The following is a 15,751-nucleotide window of genomic DNA, read 5'->3' as shown; positions in this document are numbered from 1 at the left end:
CTGCATTTGAAATGCGACCCATCCAAGGAGGAATCGAAATGAACGAATTATCGGAACTTGACCTGCAGAACCTCCGCCATCTAATCGGCGGGTTTGACACCACACACTGCAAAATGACCGCCTACGCACAGGAAGCAGGCGATCCGGCTGTGAAACAGTTTTTCCAGAAATCTGCACAGTCCGCGATGCAGTGCAAACAGCAGCTGATGACATTTCTGCAGTAACAGGAGGTAAGAAAAGATGTTAGATGAAAAGACAATGGTAGCCGACACATTAGCCGGCATCAACGGAGAACTGGTCCGCTATGGCGAAATGATCCCACAGACCGAAAATATGCAGCTGAAACAGGTTTTAAAGCAGTTCCGCAACCAGTGTGAAACTTCTCAGGAAGAGATCTATCAGCTTGCCCGCAGCAAACAGTACTATGTACCGGCCGCAAAGGCGACCGCCGAAGAAATCCAGCACGTTCGCTCCGTCCTTTCCCAGGGTTAGGAAACATGCGTCTGTCATAAGTTTTTCTTAATTTTAAAAACTCTTCCTTGTCAGAATTCGGATTCTATGGGATACTGTTGTAGTAATAACCTGTTGCAGTCAGGAAGTGGGAGTCTTCTTCGGCTGAAAAAATTTCTGAATTTTACAAGGAGGGGTTTTTTTTGAAACTTCACAGTTTAAAACATACCTGCATCATCCCGGTCCTCTGTGCGGCTCTGCTGATTCCGTCATACACCGTCCACGCCGACTGGGACTACAATGCAGAGGAAAATACACTGCGTTACAAGACAAAAGACGGCACCTATCTTACTTCTGTGTTTCGCAAGATCAAAGGCTATACTTACTATTTTGATGCCGACGGAACGGTCCACACCGGATGGCTGGATTTAAAAGGCGATCGCTACTTCTTCTCGGAGAGCGGTGCCATGCTGACAAGCCAGTGGATCGGTAACAAATATCTGATGAAAAATGGCAAGATGGCCAGAAGCCGCTGGGTGGACAACCACAATGTCTATGTCAACAAAAACGGTTCCCGCGTGGCAGTCGGCAAAAAATACAAAGCGAAATTTATCAAGACCGCTCAGGGCACAAAATACCGGAATGTGGATGGCACCTACTCTGCAAAAACCTGGCAGAGCATCAAAGGATACTGGTACTACTTTTATTCGACCGGATACATGGCAACAAATGCCCAGCTTGGCGAGTATTACGTCGATAAGAGCGGCCATATGGTCAAAAATAAGATCGTAAAGATCGGCAAATATTATTACCGCTATGGCGCGGACGGAAGATTTGTAAAACGTTCCAAGACAAGGTCCAAACTGATTCCAAAAAAGAAACATTCCAAAAGGCACCTCTCTGATTAAAACAGAAGAAAGGCATAAAAAAGCTTCTTCGATTTATTTCGTTTCGAAGAAGCTTTTCTTTTATTTGATTCTTAAGATCGTTTTCCAATCTCTTACATCCTTTTTGTTCAGCATCCAAGCATCCAGTTGTACATCTCTTCGTACTGTTTTGCGGAATTTGCCCAGGAGAAATCAGCTGCCATTGCACGGTCTACCATCTTGTTCCACTCACGCTTTTTCTCATAATAAATGTACTGTGCATACTTCAGTGTGTTGAACATCTCATGTGCATTATAATTTGCAAAGCTGAATCCCGTTCCGGTTCCCTCATACTCATTGTACGGAATCACAGTGTCTTTCAGACCGCCTGTCTCACGCACGATTGGCAGTGTGCCGTAACGAAGACTCATCAGCTGGCTGAGGCCGCACGGCTCAAACAGGGACGGCATCAGGAATGCATCGCAAGATGCATATATCTTATGAGACATTGCTTCAGAATAGAAGATGTTCGCAGATACTTTGCCCTGATATTTCCATGCGAAATGGCGGAACATATTCTCATATTTCTCTTCGCCGGTTCCAAGGATCACAAACTGGACATCCTGCTGGCACATCTCATCCATCATATAGGCGATCAGGTCGAATCCTTTCTGGTCTGTCAGTCGTGATACGATACCAATCATAAACTTCTTGTCGTCTTTTTCCAGACCAAGCTCTTCCTGAAGTGCTCTCTTATTCTTTACTTTTTCTTTGCGGAAATTCTTTGCGTTATAATTTTTTACTATATATCTATCCGTCTCCGGATTGTATTCATCGTAATCAATGCCGTTTACAATACCACGCAGGTCATGTGCCCTTGCATTGAGCAGTCCGTCAAGATGCTCGCCGTAGAACGGTGTCTTGATCTCCTCTGCATAGGTACGGCTGACGGTCGTGATCGCATCTGCGTAAACCAGTCCGCCTTTCAGGTAATTGGCATCGCCGTAAGCTTCCAGTTTGTCCGGTGTAAAATAGTAGGATGGAAGTCCGGTGATATCCTTTACGGTCTTCATATCCCACACACCCTGGAATTTCAGGTTGTGGATCGTCATGATCGATTTCATGTTGCAGAAGAACTCGCCCTCGTGGAACTTGTCCTTCAGAAATACCGGGATCAAACCGGTCTGCCAGTCGTGGCAGTGTACGATATCCGGTTTAAATCCGATCAGCGGCAGTGCTGAGAGTGCTGCCTTTGAGAAAAAGGCAAACTTCTCGATATCCTCGTAAATATTTCCATATGGTCTTGGTCCTGCCAGGTAGTATTCATTATCAATGAAATAATAATGGATGCCCTCATACATCATATGAAGCACACCTACATACTGGCTTCGCCAGGACAGATCCATATAGAAATGCGTTATGTACTCTAACTGATTTTTATATTCCTCTTTCATACACATATACTTCGGTATGATCACGCGTACGTCAAACTCGTCTTTATTAAAACATTTCGGCAGCGATCCCACTACATCTGCCAGTCCGCCTGTCTTAATAAAAGGTACACATTCTGATGCTACAAATAACACATTTTTCATAAACTTTTCCTCCTAATCGGTACCGCTTTTTTTTCATTATAACGCATTTTTTCTCTATTGAAAAGTGTTATCTGTATATTTTGCACAATTTTTATATTTTTTCTCTGATAAAGCTTCCATTTCTTCCATCTGTGTTTTCATCGATTCTTGTATTCCAGGCGGATCTTATCCGCGATCAGAGCAATAAACTCCGAGTTGGTCGGCTTGCCTTTGCCGTTGCTGACCGTATAACCAAATAATTCTTCGATCGTATCCATCTTACCTCTGCTCCACGCTACCTCGATCGCATGACGGATCGCCCGCTCCACACGGCTTGGCGTGGTCTGGTGTTTTTTTGCGATCGTCGGATAGAGGATCTTTGTGATGGAATTGAGCATTTCCATATCACTCACCGACATGATGATCGAATCACGCAGATACTGATAACCTTTGATATGTGCCGGTACGCCGATTTCATGGATGATGTTGGTCACATCCGTCTCCAGGTTGCGTTCCATGTATTCTTTCTTGCTCTCGTAGGCATTTACCTTCTGTACTTTTGCGAAATTACGGTCTTTCTTTACTCTTGTGTGCTTGATTCGGTTGATAACCATCTCATTGTCAAATGGTTTCAGAATATAGTAATCTGCTCCGAGGTCAAATGCATCTTCCGTGATCTTCTCCTGGCCGACGGCTGTAATGACGATGAATGCCGGATGTTTGCGGATTTCCTGATCTTTGTTCACCCGCTCCATGACAGTCAGCCCATCGACTTTGGGCATGACCAGATCCAGAAGTACGACATCCGGCTCCTGCTTTTTGATAATATCATACAGATCTTCGCCATTTCCTGCTTTTCCGACTACATTCAGTTCTTCATCACTGCTCACGATTTTATCCAGAAGCTGTAAAACCTTCGCGTTGTCATCTGCAATCGCTATATTCAGCTTATCCATAAAAGCACCTCCATTTAGTTACAAATATGCCAAAAACTACTTGTATTATAAGCAGAACTTTTGGTGGACGCAAGCAGTTCCTGTCGCATTTTTCTCCCTTTTTTCGACAAACTGCCTTCCATTAAGCTTAAAAGAACAACCTTTCTGTCGTATATGGGCGAAAACCGGATGCATACCTCCCCGCTTACTTCTCCAGCATATTTTCTGCAAAAATTGCATAGCCACGGGATGGATCTGCCACAAAGACATGGGTGACTGCTCCGATCAGCTTTCCGTCCTGAAGGATTGGACTTCCGCTCATGCCCTGGACGATGCCGCCGGTCTTTTCAAGAAGATCCTGATCCTTCACCCGGATCACCATGCTTTTGTTTATATCGCGGTGACTCAGGTTGATTTTTTCTATCTCTACCGTATATTCTTTTACGCTGCCGTCAATCGAGCAGTAGATCGAAGCATTTCCCGTATGCACTTCCTGGCGGTACGCTGTCTGTACAAACGAATGGCCGGACAGTTCCTGCGGCATGGCATATAACATTCCTTTGATCCCGGTCTCGGAATTGGAGGTGATCGTCCCGAGAATCTGGTCATCCCGGTAATAGATCGTCCCGGAGAGTTCGCCCGGATTGCCTTTTTCTCCTTTCTTTACTGCTCCCACGCTTGCCCGGTACAGTTTTCCGTCTCGGATCTGCATCAGAAGCCCAGTGTCCACATCACTGATCCCGTGTCCTAATGCTCCATACTGTTTCTGCCCGTCCACATAGGTCATCGTGCCAAGTCCCTGTGTGTCATCCCGCACCCACACACCCAGTTTGCAGCTGCCATCCTGCATGCGAACCGGCAGAATCTGACATTCTTTTTTGAATCCATTTCTTATAACAGTGAGTCTGATCTTTTTTCCCTGACTTTTTTCGACGATTTCCAGAATTTCTTCTTTTGTGGAAATTTTTTTTCCATCTGCTTTTACGATATAATCCCCCGATTTCAGTATTCCAAGGGAAGGTTCTCTTTCTATGCCATCTGCATCTGTCACGCTCCCGGTCCCGACAACCAAAATCCCTTTTGTTTTCATAAAAATACCGATCGTATTGCCGCCCGGGAGTACCTGCGGCAGCTCTTTTTGCTGTATTTCAACCGTTTTGAGCGGAACGAATCCCAGAAAAGAACACTGGATCTTGATCTTTTCTTCCGGGATTTTTGTATTTTCCGCAGAAACGGATGCATAGACAACCTCATCTTTTACCATACTTTGAAAAGGGAGCTTTATCGTATCGACATCCTCATAAGATGCCACATTCAGCTGATCTGGGATGCTGCTTTTCAGATACCAGAATCCGCCCGTCACAAGAAAAAAGAACAACAGCAAAAACATCGCCAGCGTGCGATAGATTGCCCTTGTTCTTTCTGTTATTTTTTTCTTTTTCACACACGGTCACCTCATCTTTCCCTGCCTCTGCGGCTGATTTTTGATTTGGTTCTAGTATGTGAAACTCAGATTCTTTTACTCTGGCTCATTCTGGAATCCGTGTCCTCTGGCATTTTTTGCCAGCTGACGCATCTCTTTTGCACTGTCAAGCACCATCTGCGTGATCTTTGCTCCGCCGAGGATCCTTGCCAGTTCGTCGATACTCTCTTTCTCATCCAGCTGCCGGATCGAGGTCTGGGTCTCGTTTTCGATAACCTTCTTTTCGATCATAAAATGCACATCTGCCATCGCTGCGATCTGTGCCAGATGCGTGATACAGATCACCTGATGGTTTCCGGCAATCAGTGCCAGCTTTTCGGATACCATCTGTGCAGTGCGTCCGCTGATACCGCTGTCGATCTCATCAAAGATCAGCGTCTCAACCTTCTCCTGGTCTGCCATCACGGATTTGACCGCCAGCATGATCCTGGAAAGCTCACCTCCGGATGCCGTATCCTGCACCGGACGCAGCGGCTGACCCGGATTGGTGGAAATCATAAAACACACTTCGTCCTGCCCGGATAGCATATAATCTTCCAGCAGACGGAAATCGAGTTCAAACTGTACATCCAGAAAATTCAGATCCATCAGAGCCTGCTTCACCTGTTCTGTAAAACGCTGTGCCGCTTCCTTTCGGATGACAGTGAGGTTTTCTGCTTCTTTTTGCAGCTGTTTTTTGCAGGCGGCAAAACGGCTTTTTTGCTCCGCCAGGTATCCTTCGTAGTTTTCAAGTACTGCAAAACGCTGCTTCTTTTCTTCACAGTATGCCTGGATCTTCTCGATCGTATCCCCGTATTTCGTCTTCAGATGGTTGATCAGATCAAGCCGCTCCTCTGTCTTTTTCAGCGTTTCTTCATCGACATCCAGCTCATCTGCATATCCGGAGATCTCCCGGTTAAAATCATTCAAAAGGCTGTCCACATCCATCAGCTGGTCATAAAGTGCCTTCAGATCCGAATCGTACTCTGACACGGATGCAAGGCTTCGAAGAGCACGCCCGATCGCTTCCGATGCTCCGTCGGATGCACAGAGCTGATGTGCCTCCAGGACCGATTCCAGGATCTCTTTTCCGTTTGCCAGTCTCTTATAATCGTCCTCCAGTGCCTCATCTTCCCCTTTTTGCAGGGCAGCTTCTTCGATCTCACCAATCTCAAAGCTTAAAAAATCCATCTCTTTTGCTCTGGTGGCATTGTCCAGCTGTGCCTGATCCAGCTCCTTTTTCAGTTCGCCGTATTCCTGATAGCGGGCTTTATATTTTTCTTTTGCCAGAGCCAGCTTTTCTCCTGCAAAATCGTCGAGTAGTTCCAGATGTTTGCGAATATGTAAAAGAGACTGATTCTCATGCTGACCATGGATGTCGATCAGCAGTGTACCGGCTTTTCTGACCATGGAAACCGGAACAGTCTCTCCATTGATCTTGCTGGTCGTCCGCCCCTTTGACAGCCGCCGGCTGATGATCACCTCACCATCTTCCACCGGGATCTCCAGTTCCAGAAGTGCCTGTCGCTGTTCTTCATTTTCAATCACAAAAACAAGCTCCGAAAGTGCATAATCTGCATCTTCCCTTGCAAACCCCTTAAAATTCTGCAAACCAAGGGCAACGGCGATCGAGCCGAGCAGAATGGATTTTCCCGCTCCTGTCTCACCGCTTAAGATATTCAGTCCCTTTCCGAGACTGATATCTGCCTCTTTGATCAGTGCCATGTTCTTCACATGAATATTTGCCAGCATATTACACTCCCATTTCTTTTAATTATGCAGCGGCGTACCGGCTGCAATGATCTTTTTTATCTTATCCATGACGATCAGTGTCTCATCTACGCTGCGGACAGCACACATGATTGTATCGTCCCCTGCGATACAGCCTGCGATCTCCGGCCATTTCATGGCATCAAGTGCCGCTGCCACTGCCATCGCCATACCTGCCACCGTCTTTACGACCAGTATATTCTGTGCCATATCCATCGCCACAAAGCCATCCCGCAGGATACGGAGATATTTTTCATTCATGCCCGTCTCGGTACCCTGCATCACTTTGTAAACCTGGCGGCCTCTGTCGTTGGTTACTTTTGTCAGCTTCATTTCCCGGATATCACGGGAAACGGTTGCCTGCGTCACCGGAAAGCCCTCTGCGTTGAGCTTTTCTGCCAGCTCTTCCTGTGTCTCTATGTCATCTCTGCTGATCAGATCCAGGATCTTTGCGTGTCTGTTGATCTTCACCCTTCATTTCCTCCTACTGGTCATTCATCTTGTTTCTCAGGACTTCAAGAAAACTGATGTTGTTTATCTTTATCAGTCGTGTCATACGGCTGGAACGGTAAATGCGGATACAGTCACCGATTCCCAGTTTGACACAGGTATCTCCGTCAAACGATGCGGCTGCCTCATCCCAGCCCGCGGTATGTCCGTGCAGCAGCTCCACCGTGATCTCCGCATCTGCCGGAAGCACGATGCTTCGTGTATTAAGCGTGTGCGGTGCGATTGGCGTAAGCAGGATCAGAGAAGCCTCCGGGGAAACGATCGGTCCACCTGCCGAGAGGCTGTATCCGGTTGATCCGGTCGGCGTAGAGATGATGATGCCGTCCGCACTGTAAGAACGTAAAAACTCGCCATTGACATAAATATTAAAGTCAATGATCTGAAGCCTTCCGCTTCTTGCGATCACGATATCATTGAGTGCAAAATCCTGCAGCAGCTTTTTCTTGTGGCTGTAGGCACAGCCTTCGAGCATCATCCGGTCTTCGATCACCACGTTGTCATCGATCAGCCGGTCCAGTGCCTCTTCCATATTGTCACCGTCCACCTCTGCCAGATAGCCGAGTGTCCCCTTATTCACTCCGAGAAGCGGGATATTCCGCTCGATCATGTCTCTGGCCGCCTGTAAAAGCGTGCCGTCCCCGCCAACCACCAGAATACATTCGGTGTCATCCGGGATCAGATTCGCATTCGTATATTTATAAGAACGCAAGCTTTCTTTTCCCTGGCGTTCCTGTATGATGCACTGTTTTCCTCTGAAATTCAGATAGGCTTTGATCTCTTTTGCGATCTTTCCTTCCGGATCTTTCATACTGTTTGATATTACATAAAATCTGTCCATTCTTTATCCAGCCTTATTTATCAAGCGTTCCGTGTGCCTGTCCAACGACTGCATCCACATCCATGTCACCGTCTGTCATCTCGGTCCCTTCCGGCTTTTTCTGCAGATAGAGCAGATACTCAATGTTTCCTTCCGGTCCTTTGATCGGTGAAAAATCAAGTGCCAGCGGCTGCAGATACTGCTCTTTTGCAAAAACAATGACTTTTTCGATCACTTCTTTGTGAACGGCCGGATCACGCACCACGCCTTTTTTGCCGACTTTTTCTCTGCCTGCCTCAAACTGTGGTTTGATCAGACAGACGATCTGCCCATCCTGGCTTAAAAGATTCCGGACCGGAAGCAGTACCTTGGTCAGAGAAATAAAAGACACATCGATCGATGAAAAATCAACCGGCTCTTCGATATCTTCCGGTGTCACATAGCGGATGTTGGTCTTTTCCATGCAGACCACACGCTCATCGTTGCGAAGTTTCCAGTCCAGCTGTCCATGTCCGACATCCACAGAGTAGACTTTTACCGCTCCGTTCTGAAGCATACAGTCCGTAAATCCGCCTGTCGATGCACCGACATCCATGCAGACCTTTCCTTCCAGTTCCACGCCGAAATTTTTCATGGCTTTTTCCAGTTTCAGACCGCCACGGCTGACATAACGCAGTGTATTTCCACGCACTTCAATCTCTGCCGCACAGTCAAACATCGATCCGGCCTTGTCTTCTTTCTGTCCATTGACATAGACACAGCCTGCCATGATCACCGCTTTTGCTTTCTCTCTTGAAGCCGCATGCCCTCTCTGGACAAGCAGCACATCCAGTCTTTCTTTCATCTATGCTCCTTTTTTGCAGCCGCTTTTAAAGTCCCATGGCTGCCGCAATTATTTTCTTTTCTATCGTTTCTGCATCAATACCGCATTCTTTTTTAAGGATTTCTACGTTTCCATGCTCGATATAAGCATCCGGCAGGGCAATGTTCATCACCTGCACATCGCTTCCAATCTCCTCGTAAAATTCTGATACATGCTCGCCGAATCCACCTTCCAGGACATTCTCTTCCAGTGTCACGATCAGCTTATGCTCTTTCGTCAGTGCAAGCAAACGCTCCTCGTCAAGCGGTTTTACAAACCGTGCGTTGATCAGAGTACACTCAAAACCTTTGCGTTTCAGATTCTGACGCACTTCATGTGCTGTCTTTACCATGCTGCCGACTGCGATCAGGGCAATGCATTCTTCATCATAGAGCAATTCGCTTTTGCCGTATACGATCTTGGCACGATGCTCAGAAAGCCCGTCATAGGCTTCGCCCCTTGGATAACGCAGGGCGATCGGACCGTCAGAGGAAATTGCAAATTTCAACATATCGGACAGCTCCCATTTGTTTTTTGGTGCCATCACGCACATATTCGGGATCAGAGATAAATAGGAGAGATCAAAAATCCCCTGATGCGTCTCTCCGTCACTGCCAACCAGACCTGCACGGTCAACTGCAAAGATCACATGCAGGTTCTGGATACAGACATCGTGCACGATCTGGTCAAAAGCACGCTGTAAAAAGGATGAATACACCGCCACGACCGGGATCATGCCGCCCGCTGCCAGACCGGCCGCAAAGGTCACTGCATGCTGTTCTGCGATCCCCACATCAAAGAAACGCTCCGGAAAGACATTTTTAAACCGTTTCAGTCCGGTTCCGTCCGGCATTGCTGCCGTGATTGCCACAAGATTCTCCTGCCTCTCCCCCATTTTTCGCATAACGGTCGCAAACACATCCGTATAGTTGGCTTTTGTCCGCTTATGGAGCGGAAGTCCGGTGGCAATGTCAAACGGCTCTGCCCCATGGAATCTCGCCGGATGACGTTCCGCCGGTACATATCCTCTGCCTTTCTGCGTCAGTATATGAAGAAGCACCGGTCCGTTCACCTTGCGTGCCTCCTTGAAAGCACGCATCAGTCTGCCGATATCGTGTCCATCGATCGGCCCTAAGTAAGTCAGCCCCATCTCTTCAAACCACATCCCCGGAATAAACAGCTGTTTGATCCCGCTTTTTGTCTTTTTGATCCTGCGGACCACGCGGTCGCCGTAAACCGGGATTTTTTTTAATGTATCCGAAACGCCCTGTTTTAATTCCTGATAGGCATCGTTTGTGCGAAGTTTGCCGAGATAGTCCGACATTCCGCCGACGTTCTCCGAAATCGACATATTGTTGTCATTTAATACAATGATAAAATTGCTTTTCAGCCTGGCAGCATTGTTCATCGCCTCGTATGCCATGCCGCCGGTCAGAGATCCATCTCCGATCACCGAGATCACGGAATAATCTTCTCCCTGCAGATCTCTTGCCGCCACATAACCAAGCCCTGCCGATATGGAGGTGGAGCTGTGTCCTGTATCAAAACTGTCACAGCTGCTCTCACAGCGTTTCGGGAAACCGCTCATCCCCCCGAATTTACGCAGATTTGCAAAATTCTCTCTGCGGCCAGTCAGCAGTTTATGTGTGTAAGCCTGGTGTCCGACATCCCATATCATCTTATCTTTCGGAAGATCAAACACCAGATGCATCGCCATGGTAAGTTCCACCACACCAAGGTTCGATGCCAGATGTCCTCCGCTCTCACTGATCGTGCGGATCAGGAACTCCCGGATCTCATCTGCAAGCAGTGGCAGCTCTTCCTTTTTCAGATTTTTGATATCATTCGGATGATTTATCTTCTCTAATACCATAGTCAATCGCTCCTTATTTTTTCCGGTTGACCAGCATCAGCACCAGCTCTTCCAGAAAATCATTTTTTCGGCCAAGCGACTGTAAGGCAGAAACTGCACGTTTTGAAATCTCTTCCACATCGCTCTTTGCTTTTTCGATCCCTTCGATCGTCACGTAAGTAGTCTTGTCATTTTTCTCATCGCTGAATACCGGCTTGCCAAGCTCGTCCGTCGTGCTTGTGACATCTAAAATGTCATCCCGGATCTGAAATGCCAGCCCGATATCTCTTGCAGAATCTTCGATCACTTTTATTTCTGCCTCCGATGCCCCGGCCAGTGCCGCACCGACCATCATGGACGCTTCGATCAGAGCACTTGTTTTCAGACGGTAAATAAAATCCAGTTTCTCTCTGGAAATCTCTCTGCCTGCAGCTTCCACATCCACGCACTGACCGCCAAGCATCCCGTAAATCCCTGTCTTTTTCGTCAGAATCTGCAGTGCTTTCCCGATCGCCGGATTGCCCGGTTCGATCTCAAAGGCACGCACTGCCGTCTCATAGGCATAATTGAGCAGTGCATCGCCTGCCAGGATTGCCATCGCTTCCCCATATACAATGTGCGTTGTCCTGCGGCCTCTGCGGTACTCGTCGTTATCCAGTGCCGGGAGATCATCGTGGATCAGTGAGTGGGTATGTATCATCTCCATCGCTGCCATAAAAGGCTCGATGATCTGCCCTTCTCCGCCAAACATCCGGTAAGTCTCCAGCATCAGAAGCGGCCGGAGGCGTTTGCCTCCCGCACGCATACTGTAATTCATCGCCTCAAGAACCGTTTTCTGAAATCCTTCTTCTTTCGGAAGATAGTATTCCAGAATCCCGGTGATCTTTTCCTGGCGTTTTTCCATCTCCAGATTAAAATTCATCTGCTTCTCCCTCTTCATTCAAAACAAGAATTTTCTTTTCTACGGTATCAATCTGCTGATTGCAGAACTTTATAAGCTCTATGCCTTCCTGATATCCCAGAAAAGAATCCTCCAGTGTTGTATCTTTCTTCTCCAGTTTCTGGATGATCTCATCCAGACGCAGAAATGCTTCTTCCAGTGTCCGTTCTTTTTCTTTCTTTTCTGTACTTTCTGTCTGTTTTGCCATCTTTACACCTCACCTGCATCCTGCTTGTCTTTCTGAATATCCGTTACCTTCGCCTGCAGCCGTCCGTCCGATACATACACACAGATCGTGTCCCCCTTTTTGACCTGCCCGGTCTGTGTGATCTTCCTGCCGTGTACGTCCGCAGTATAACAATAGCCCTGCCCCAGCTTTTCAAGCGGAGACAGTCCCTTTAACTTTTCGATATAAATCTGCATCCGGTGCCTGCTGTCCCTGTATTTTTCCCGCATCAGCACCTGCAGACGCTGCCTGTCATACTCCATCTCCTGTCTGGACAACGCAAGCTTCTGCTGCATGGCCTCCGCCAGATCTTCCTGTGCCCTTGCAAGACGCATTTTCTGATCCTGAAGCTTCTCCTGCGGTCCTAAAAGGGAGAGGATTTTCTCTCTTCTTGCCAGCTCATCCCTTTTATCCTGCACTTTTCTGGTTACAGCCTCAAAGAGCCGGCTCTTCTGGCGGTATAACTCGCCCTGGAGGGCTGAAATATCCGCAACTGCAAGCTCAGCTGCCGCCGATGGCGTCGGAGCACGCAAATCTGCCACATAATCTGCGATTGTAGTGTCCGTCTCATGACCTACCGCTGAGATCACCGGGGTATTGCAGGAAAAGATCACTCTTGCCGTTTCTTCTTCATTAAATGCCCAGAGATCCTCGATCGAGCCACCGCCACGCCCGGCGATAATCACATCAACACCATACGCATCCAGCATGGCAATGCCTTTTGCCACACTTTCTGCGGCACCTTCGCCCTGCACCAGTGCCGGATAGAGGATGATCTGAATACCCGGATTGCGTCTTCTGGAAATCTGAATGATATCCCGCACAGCGGCACCGGTCGGTGCTGTCACAACTCCCAGTTTCTTCACAAAGGGCGGAATCGGTTTCTTATAAACGGGATCAAACATCCCCATCTCTTCTAATTCTGCTTTCAGTGCCTCAAACTTCTCATAGAGAAGTCCGGCACCGTCTAACAGAATCCTGGATGCATAGAGCTGATATGTGCCGTCTCTTTCATAAACACTGATGTTGCCAAGCACAAGAACCTGCTGACCGTTTTTCATGCCAAAAGCCAGTCCCTTTCTGGCACTGGCAAACATGACACAGGAAATCGTTCCGCTCTCATCTTTCAACGAAAAATAGATGTGTCCCGATGTATGATATTTACAGTTTGAGACTTCTCCTTTCATGTAAATGCTCCGCAGCACCACATCCTGTGTAAACATGGACTTGATGTAGGCATTTACCTGTCTCACAGTATAGACATTCTGCACGCACCCACCTCTTTTGTCATCCGGCAGTCAAGGGCTCTTTATACCAGTTTAGCCAGAACGCCGTTAATAAATGCAGAAGAGGTATCACCTCCGAAAATTTTGGCAAGCTCAACTGCTTCGTTGATCGCAACTCCCTGTGGGATATCGTCATCATACTTCATCTCATAGACTGCAAGACGCAGCAGAGTAAGCTCTACTTTCCCCATACGGTCTGTTCTCCAGCCCTTTGCCGCTTCATTGATCTGCCCGTCAATCTGTTCCAGATTTTCTTTGATCTTCTCATATTTTTTTCTGATATAAGTAAGGTCTTCCTGTTTTGCATCGGAAATCCCTTCGTAATACATCATTTCCTGCTGCTCAAGCTCCTCTTCCTTATAGAACTCTGTCAGAAAGAGTAATTTAAAAATATGTTCTCGTTCCTCTCGTCTAGTCACTTTTTCCTCCGCTGTCTTTAAAAGAAAACGTAAAAAATCCGATCACCATCCGGAGTTTAAGTACGCCTTGGGAACGGACTTTTACGCTGCTTTTAAGCTGTTTTATTTTTCTTTTGATATGCTTACATTTGCAATCTGGATATCAACCTTCTCTACTTCAAGACCGGTCATATTCTCGATCGCTGCTTTTACCTTTTCCTGAACCTTTTTGCAGGTCTTCGGTACGCTGTATCCATATGCAATGTTGAGTGCCACATTTACATTTACAATACCGTCTTCTACCTTTACACGGATCCCTTTTGACAGGCTCTTCTTGCCCAGTTTGCTGACCAGTTCGTTTGTGATATTGCCTGCCATGCTGGCAACGCCCTCTACTTCTGTGGCAGCCAGCCCTGCGATGATCGCCACAACTTCATCTGCGATCTGAACCTGTCCCATGTTTCCGTTTTCCAGTGTATATCCGGTCTGATTTTCATCTTTTTCCATGATGTAAACCCTCCTGTCTTAGAATTCTTTGCATCTATCGCTATTATAACACCCGAAAGGTATTTTGAAAAGCTTTTTTAGTTTCTTCCAAACTCGGTCAGCACCAGACCTTCGTTTCGATCCAGTGTCATTCCGATGCTCCAGGAATTTACCCACAGAAGCAGCGGATTGCCCTTTAAGTCTTTGATCTTCTTCATATCGGATGTTCCAACCAGCTTGTTGAGGTCGATATCCTTGTTCTCGATCCAGCGGATGTACTCATACGGAAGGGTTTCCATACGGATCTCCACGTTGTATTCATTCTCCAGGCGGTACTTCAGCACCTCAAACTGCAGCACGCCGACAACGCCGACGATGATCTCTTCCATACCGGTATTGTACTCCTGGAAGATCTGGATCGCTCCTTCCTGTGCGATCTGCGTGATCCCTTTGACGAACTGTTTTCTCTTCATCGTATCGACCTGACGCACTCTCGCAAAATGCTCCGGTGCAAACGTCGGAATGCCCTCGTAGGCAAATTTTTTGCCCGGCATACAGATCGTATCTCCGATGGAAAAGATGCCCGGATCAAACACACCGATGATGTCACCTGCATAGGCCTTGTCCACGATATGACGCTCCTGTGCCATCATCTGCTGCGGCTGGGAAAGACGCTGCTTACGGTTTCCCTGCACATGGTAAACTTCCATACCGGCATCAAATTCTCCGGAACAGATTCGCATAAACGCGATACGATCACGGTGAGCCTTGTTCATATTTGCCTGGATCTTAAATACAAAAGCAGAAAAATCTTCTTTGATCGGATCGACCACGCCGATATCTGCCGTTCTCGGAAGCGGTGAAGTTGTCATATTCAGGAAATGCTTCAGGAAAATCTCCACTCCGAAGTTCGTCAGGGCAGAACCGAAAAATACCGGGGAGAGTTCTCCTTTGCTGACCAGATCCTGGTCAAATTCTGCACTCGCACCGTCCAGAAGCTCGATTTCTTCAAGCAGCTGTGCTTTCTGATCACTTGTCACGATCTCATCGATCTCCGGAGAATCCAGCGGGATCTCTCTTGTCTCACCCTCTTTGGTACCCTTCTCTGTATCGGTAAAGACGGTGATCTTCTGGCTTCCACGCTCATAGACACCTTTGAAATTCTTTCCGGAACCGATCGGCCAGTTGATCGGGCAGGTCGCAATGCCAAGCTCCTTTTCGATGTCATCGAGCAGATCGAAGGTATCATTGGCATCACGGTCCATTTTATTGATAAAAGTAAAAATAGGAATATGACGCATCACACAGACTTTAAAC

The 15,751-nt window shown here is 47.3% G+C and carries 17 protein-coding genes; 3 read left to right on the top strand and 14 right to left on the bottom strand.

Going from position 1 to position 15,751, the window contains the following annotated elements; translation table 11 throughout:
* The first annotated feature begins 38 nt into the window (after nt 1-38).
* The 3 genes from ACLTL4_RS02955 to ACLTL4_RS02945 all read left to right on the top strand — a co-directional run bounded on the left by ACLTL4_RS02955 (nt 39) and on the right by ACLTL4_RS02945 (nt 1,358).
* A complete protein-coding gene (locus ACLTL4_RS02955) occupies nt 39-224 on the top strand; it encodes a hypothetical protein (protein ID WP_022119929.1) in 186 nt (61 codons plus the stop codon).
* 16 nt (nt 225-240) lie between these two features.
* Nucleotides 241-492, top strand: coding sequence for a spore coat protein (locus tag ACLTL4_RS02950; protein WP_022119928.1), 252 nt, complete (start codon nt 241-243; stop codon nt 490-492).
* A gap of 161 nt (nt 493-653) precedes the next feature.
* Nucleotides 654-1,358, top strand: coding sequence for an N-acetylmuramoyl-L-alanine amidase family protein (locus tag ACLTL4_RS02945; protein ID WP_412291000.1), 705 nt, complete (start codon nt 654-656; stop codon nt 1,356-1,358).
* A gap of 107 nt (nt 1,359-1,465) precedes the next feature.
* Here ACLTL4_RS02945 and glgA read toward each other — a convergent pair whose 3' ends face one another.
* From glgA to ACLTL4_RS02875, 14 genes are all read right to left on the bottom strand, one after another.
* Nucleotides 1,466-2,911 carry a glycogen synthase GlgA gene (gene glgA / locus ACLTL4_RS02940; protein ID WP_412291001.1) on the bottom strand — a complete coding sequence of 482 codons (1,446 nt, stop codon included), beginning with the start codon at nt 2,909-2,911 and terminating at the stop codon, nt 1,466-1,468.
* Nucleotides 2,912-3,048: 137 nt separating this feature from the next.
* Complete coding sequence (spo0A, locus tag ACLTL4_RS02935) at nt 3,049-3,846, bottom strand: sporulation transcription factor Spo0A (RefSeq protein ID WP_022119925.1); 798 nt, start codon at nt 3,844-3,846, stop codon at nt 3,049-3,051.
* Nucleotides 3,847-4,030: 184 nt separating this feature from the next.
* The gene (gene spoIVB, locus ACLTL4_RS02930) at nt 4,031-5,269 is read right to left on the bottom strand and encodes a SpoIVB peptidase (protein ID WP_412291003.1); all 1,239 of its coding nucleotides are present in this window, start codon (nt 5,267-5,269) and stop codon (nt 4,031-4,033) included.
* Between the two features lie 75 nt (nt 5,270-5,344).
* Nucleotides 5,345-7,039, bottom strand: a complete 1,695-nt coding sequence (recN, locus tag ACLTL4_RS02925) for a DNA repair protein RecN (RefSeq protein ID WP_412291005.1) — start codon at nt 7,037-7,039, stop codon at nt 5,345-5,347.
* Nucleotides 7,040-7,057: 18 nt separating this feature from the next.
* A complete protein-coding gene (argR, locus tag ACLTL4_RS02920; RefSeq protein ID WP_022119922.1) occupies nt 7,058-7,528 on the bottom strand; it encodes an arginine repressor in 471 nt (156 codons plus the stop codon).
* A gap of 13 nt (nt 7,529-7,541) precedes the next feature.
* Nucleotides 7,542-8,405 carry an NAD(+)/NADH kinase gene (locus ACLTL4_RS02915; RefSeq protein ID WP_022119921.1) on the bottom strand — a complete coding sequence of 288 codons (864 nt, stop codon included), beginning with the start codon at nt 8,403-8,405 and terminating at the stop codon, nt 7,542-7,544.
* A gap of 13 nt (nt 8,406-8,418) precedes the next feature.
* On the bottom strand, nt 8,419-9,228 hold the full coding sequence (locus ACLTL4_RS02910) for a TlyA family RNA methyltransferase (protein WP_022119920.1): 810 nt from the start codon (nt 9,226-9,228) through the stop codon (nt 8,419-8,421).
* 25 nt (nt 9,229-9,253) lie between these two features.
* The gene (gene dxs / locus ACLTL4_RS02905) at nt 9,254-11,119 is read right to left on the bottom strand and encodes a 1-deoxy-D-xylulose-5-phosphate synthase (RefSeq protein WP_412291008.1); all 1,866 of its coding nucleotides are present in this window, start codon (nt 11,117-11,119) and stop codon (nt 9,254-9,256) included.
* A gap of 13 nt (nt 11,120-11,132) precedes the next feature.
* Nucleotides 11,133-12,020, bottom strand: a complete 888-nt coding sequence (locus ACLTL4_RS02900; RefSeq protein ID WP_022119918.1) for a polyprenyl synthetase family protein — start codon at nt 12,018-12,020, stop codon at nt 11,133-11,135.
* Nucleotides 12,010-12,246: an exodeoxyribonuclease VII small subunit gene (gene xseB / locus ACLTL4_RS02895; protein WP_022119917.1), complete on the bottom strand. Its 237-nt coding sequence runs from the start codon at nt 12,244-12,246 to the stop codon at nt 12,010-12,012. The genes ACLTL4_RS02900 and xseB overlap by 11 nt, the downstream gene beginning before the upstream one ends.
* A 2-nt stretch (nt 12,247-12,248) precedes the next feature.
* Nucleotides 12,249-13,535 (bottom strand): exodeoxyribonuclease VII large subunit, encoded by a 1,287-nt coding sequence (gene xseA / locus ACLTL4_RS02890; RefSeq protein WP_412291009.1) that lies wholly within the window; start codon nt 13,533-13,535, stop codon nt 12,249-12,251.
* A gap of 38 nt (nt 13,536-13,573) precedes the next feature.
* Nucleotides 13,574-13,969, bottom strand: coding sequence for a transcription antitermination factor NusB (nusB, locus tag ACLTL4_RS02885; protein ID WP_147631790.1), 396 nt, complete (start codon nt 13,967-13,969; stop codon nt 13,574-13,576).
* A 102-nt stretch (nt 13,970-14,071) separates the two neighbouring features.
* A complete protein-coding gene (locus ACLTL4_RS02880; protein WP_022119914.1) occupies nt 14,072-14,455 on the bottom strand; it encodes an Asp23/Gls24 family envelope stress response protein in 384 nt (127 codons plus the stop codon).
* A 77-nt stretch (nt 14,456-14,532) separates the two neighbouring features.
* On the bottom strand, nt 14,533-15,751 hold a 1,219-nt coding region (locus ACLTL4_RS02875), incomplete at its 5' end, for a peptide chain release factor 3 (protein ID WP_412320210.1).

Source organism: Hominisplanchenecus sp. (genome assembly GCF_046967715.1).
Classification (GTDB): Bacteria; Bacillota; Clostridia; order Lachnospirales; family Lachnospiraceae; genus Hominisplanchenecus; species Hominisplanchenecus faecis.
Note: the sequence above shows the minus strand (reverse complement) of the source record. Positions and strands in the feature narration are given on the sequence as shown.

Coding starts and splice junctions, on each gene's coding strand:
- ACLTL4_RS02955 (WP_022119929.1), top strand. CDS start 39: ATGAACGAATTATCGGAACTTGACCTGCAGAACCTCCGCCATCTAATC.
- ACLTL4_RS02950 (WP_022119928.1), top strand. CDS start 241: ATGTTAGATGAAAAGACAATGGTAGCCGACACATTAGCCGGCATCAAC.
- glgA (WP_412291001.1), bottom strand. CDS start 2,911: ATGAAAAATGTGTTATTTGTAGCATCAGAATGTGTACCTTTTATTAAG.
- spo0A (WP_022119925.1), bottom strand. CDS start 3,846: ATGGATAAGCTGAATATAGCGATTGCAGATGACAACGCGAAGGTTTTA.
- recN (WP_412291005.1), bottom strand. CDS start 7,039: ATGCTGGCAAATATTCATGTGAAGAACATGGCACTGATCAAAGAGGCA.
- ACLTL4_RS02915 (WP_022119921.1), bottom strand. CDS start 8,405: ATGGACAGATTTTATGTAATATCAAACAGTATGAAAGATCCGGAAGGA.
- ACLTL4_RS02910 (WP_022119920.1), bottom strand. CDS start 9,228: ATGAAAGAAAGACTGGATGTGCTGCTTGTCCAGAGAGGGCATGCGGCT.
- dxs (WP_412291008.1), bottom strand. CDS start 11,119: ATGGTATTAGAGAAGATAAATCATCCGAATGATATCAAAAATCTGAAA.
- ACLTL4_RS02900 (WP_022119918.1), bottom strand. CDS start 12,020: ATGAATTTTAATCTGGAGATGGAAAAACGCCAGGAAAAGATCACCGGG.
- xseB (WP_022119917.1), bottom strand. CDS start 12,246: ATGGCAAAACAGACAGAAAGTACAGAAAAGAAAGAAAAAGAACGGACA.
- ACLTL4_RS02880 (WP_022119914.1), bottom strand. CDS start 14,455: ATGGAAAAAGATGAAAATCAGACCGGATATACACTGGAAAACGGAAAC.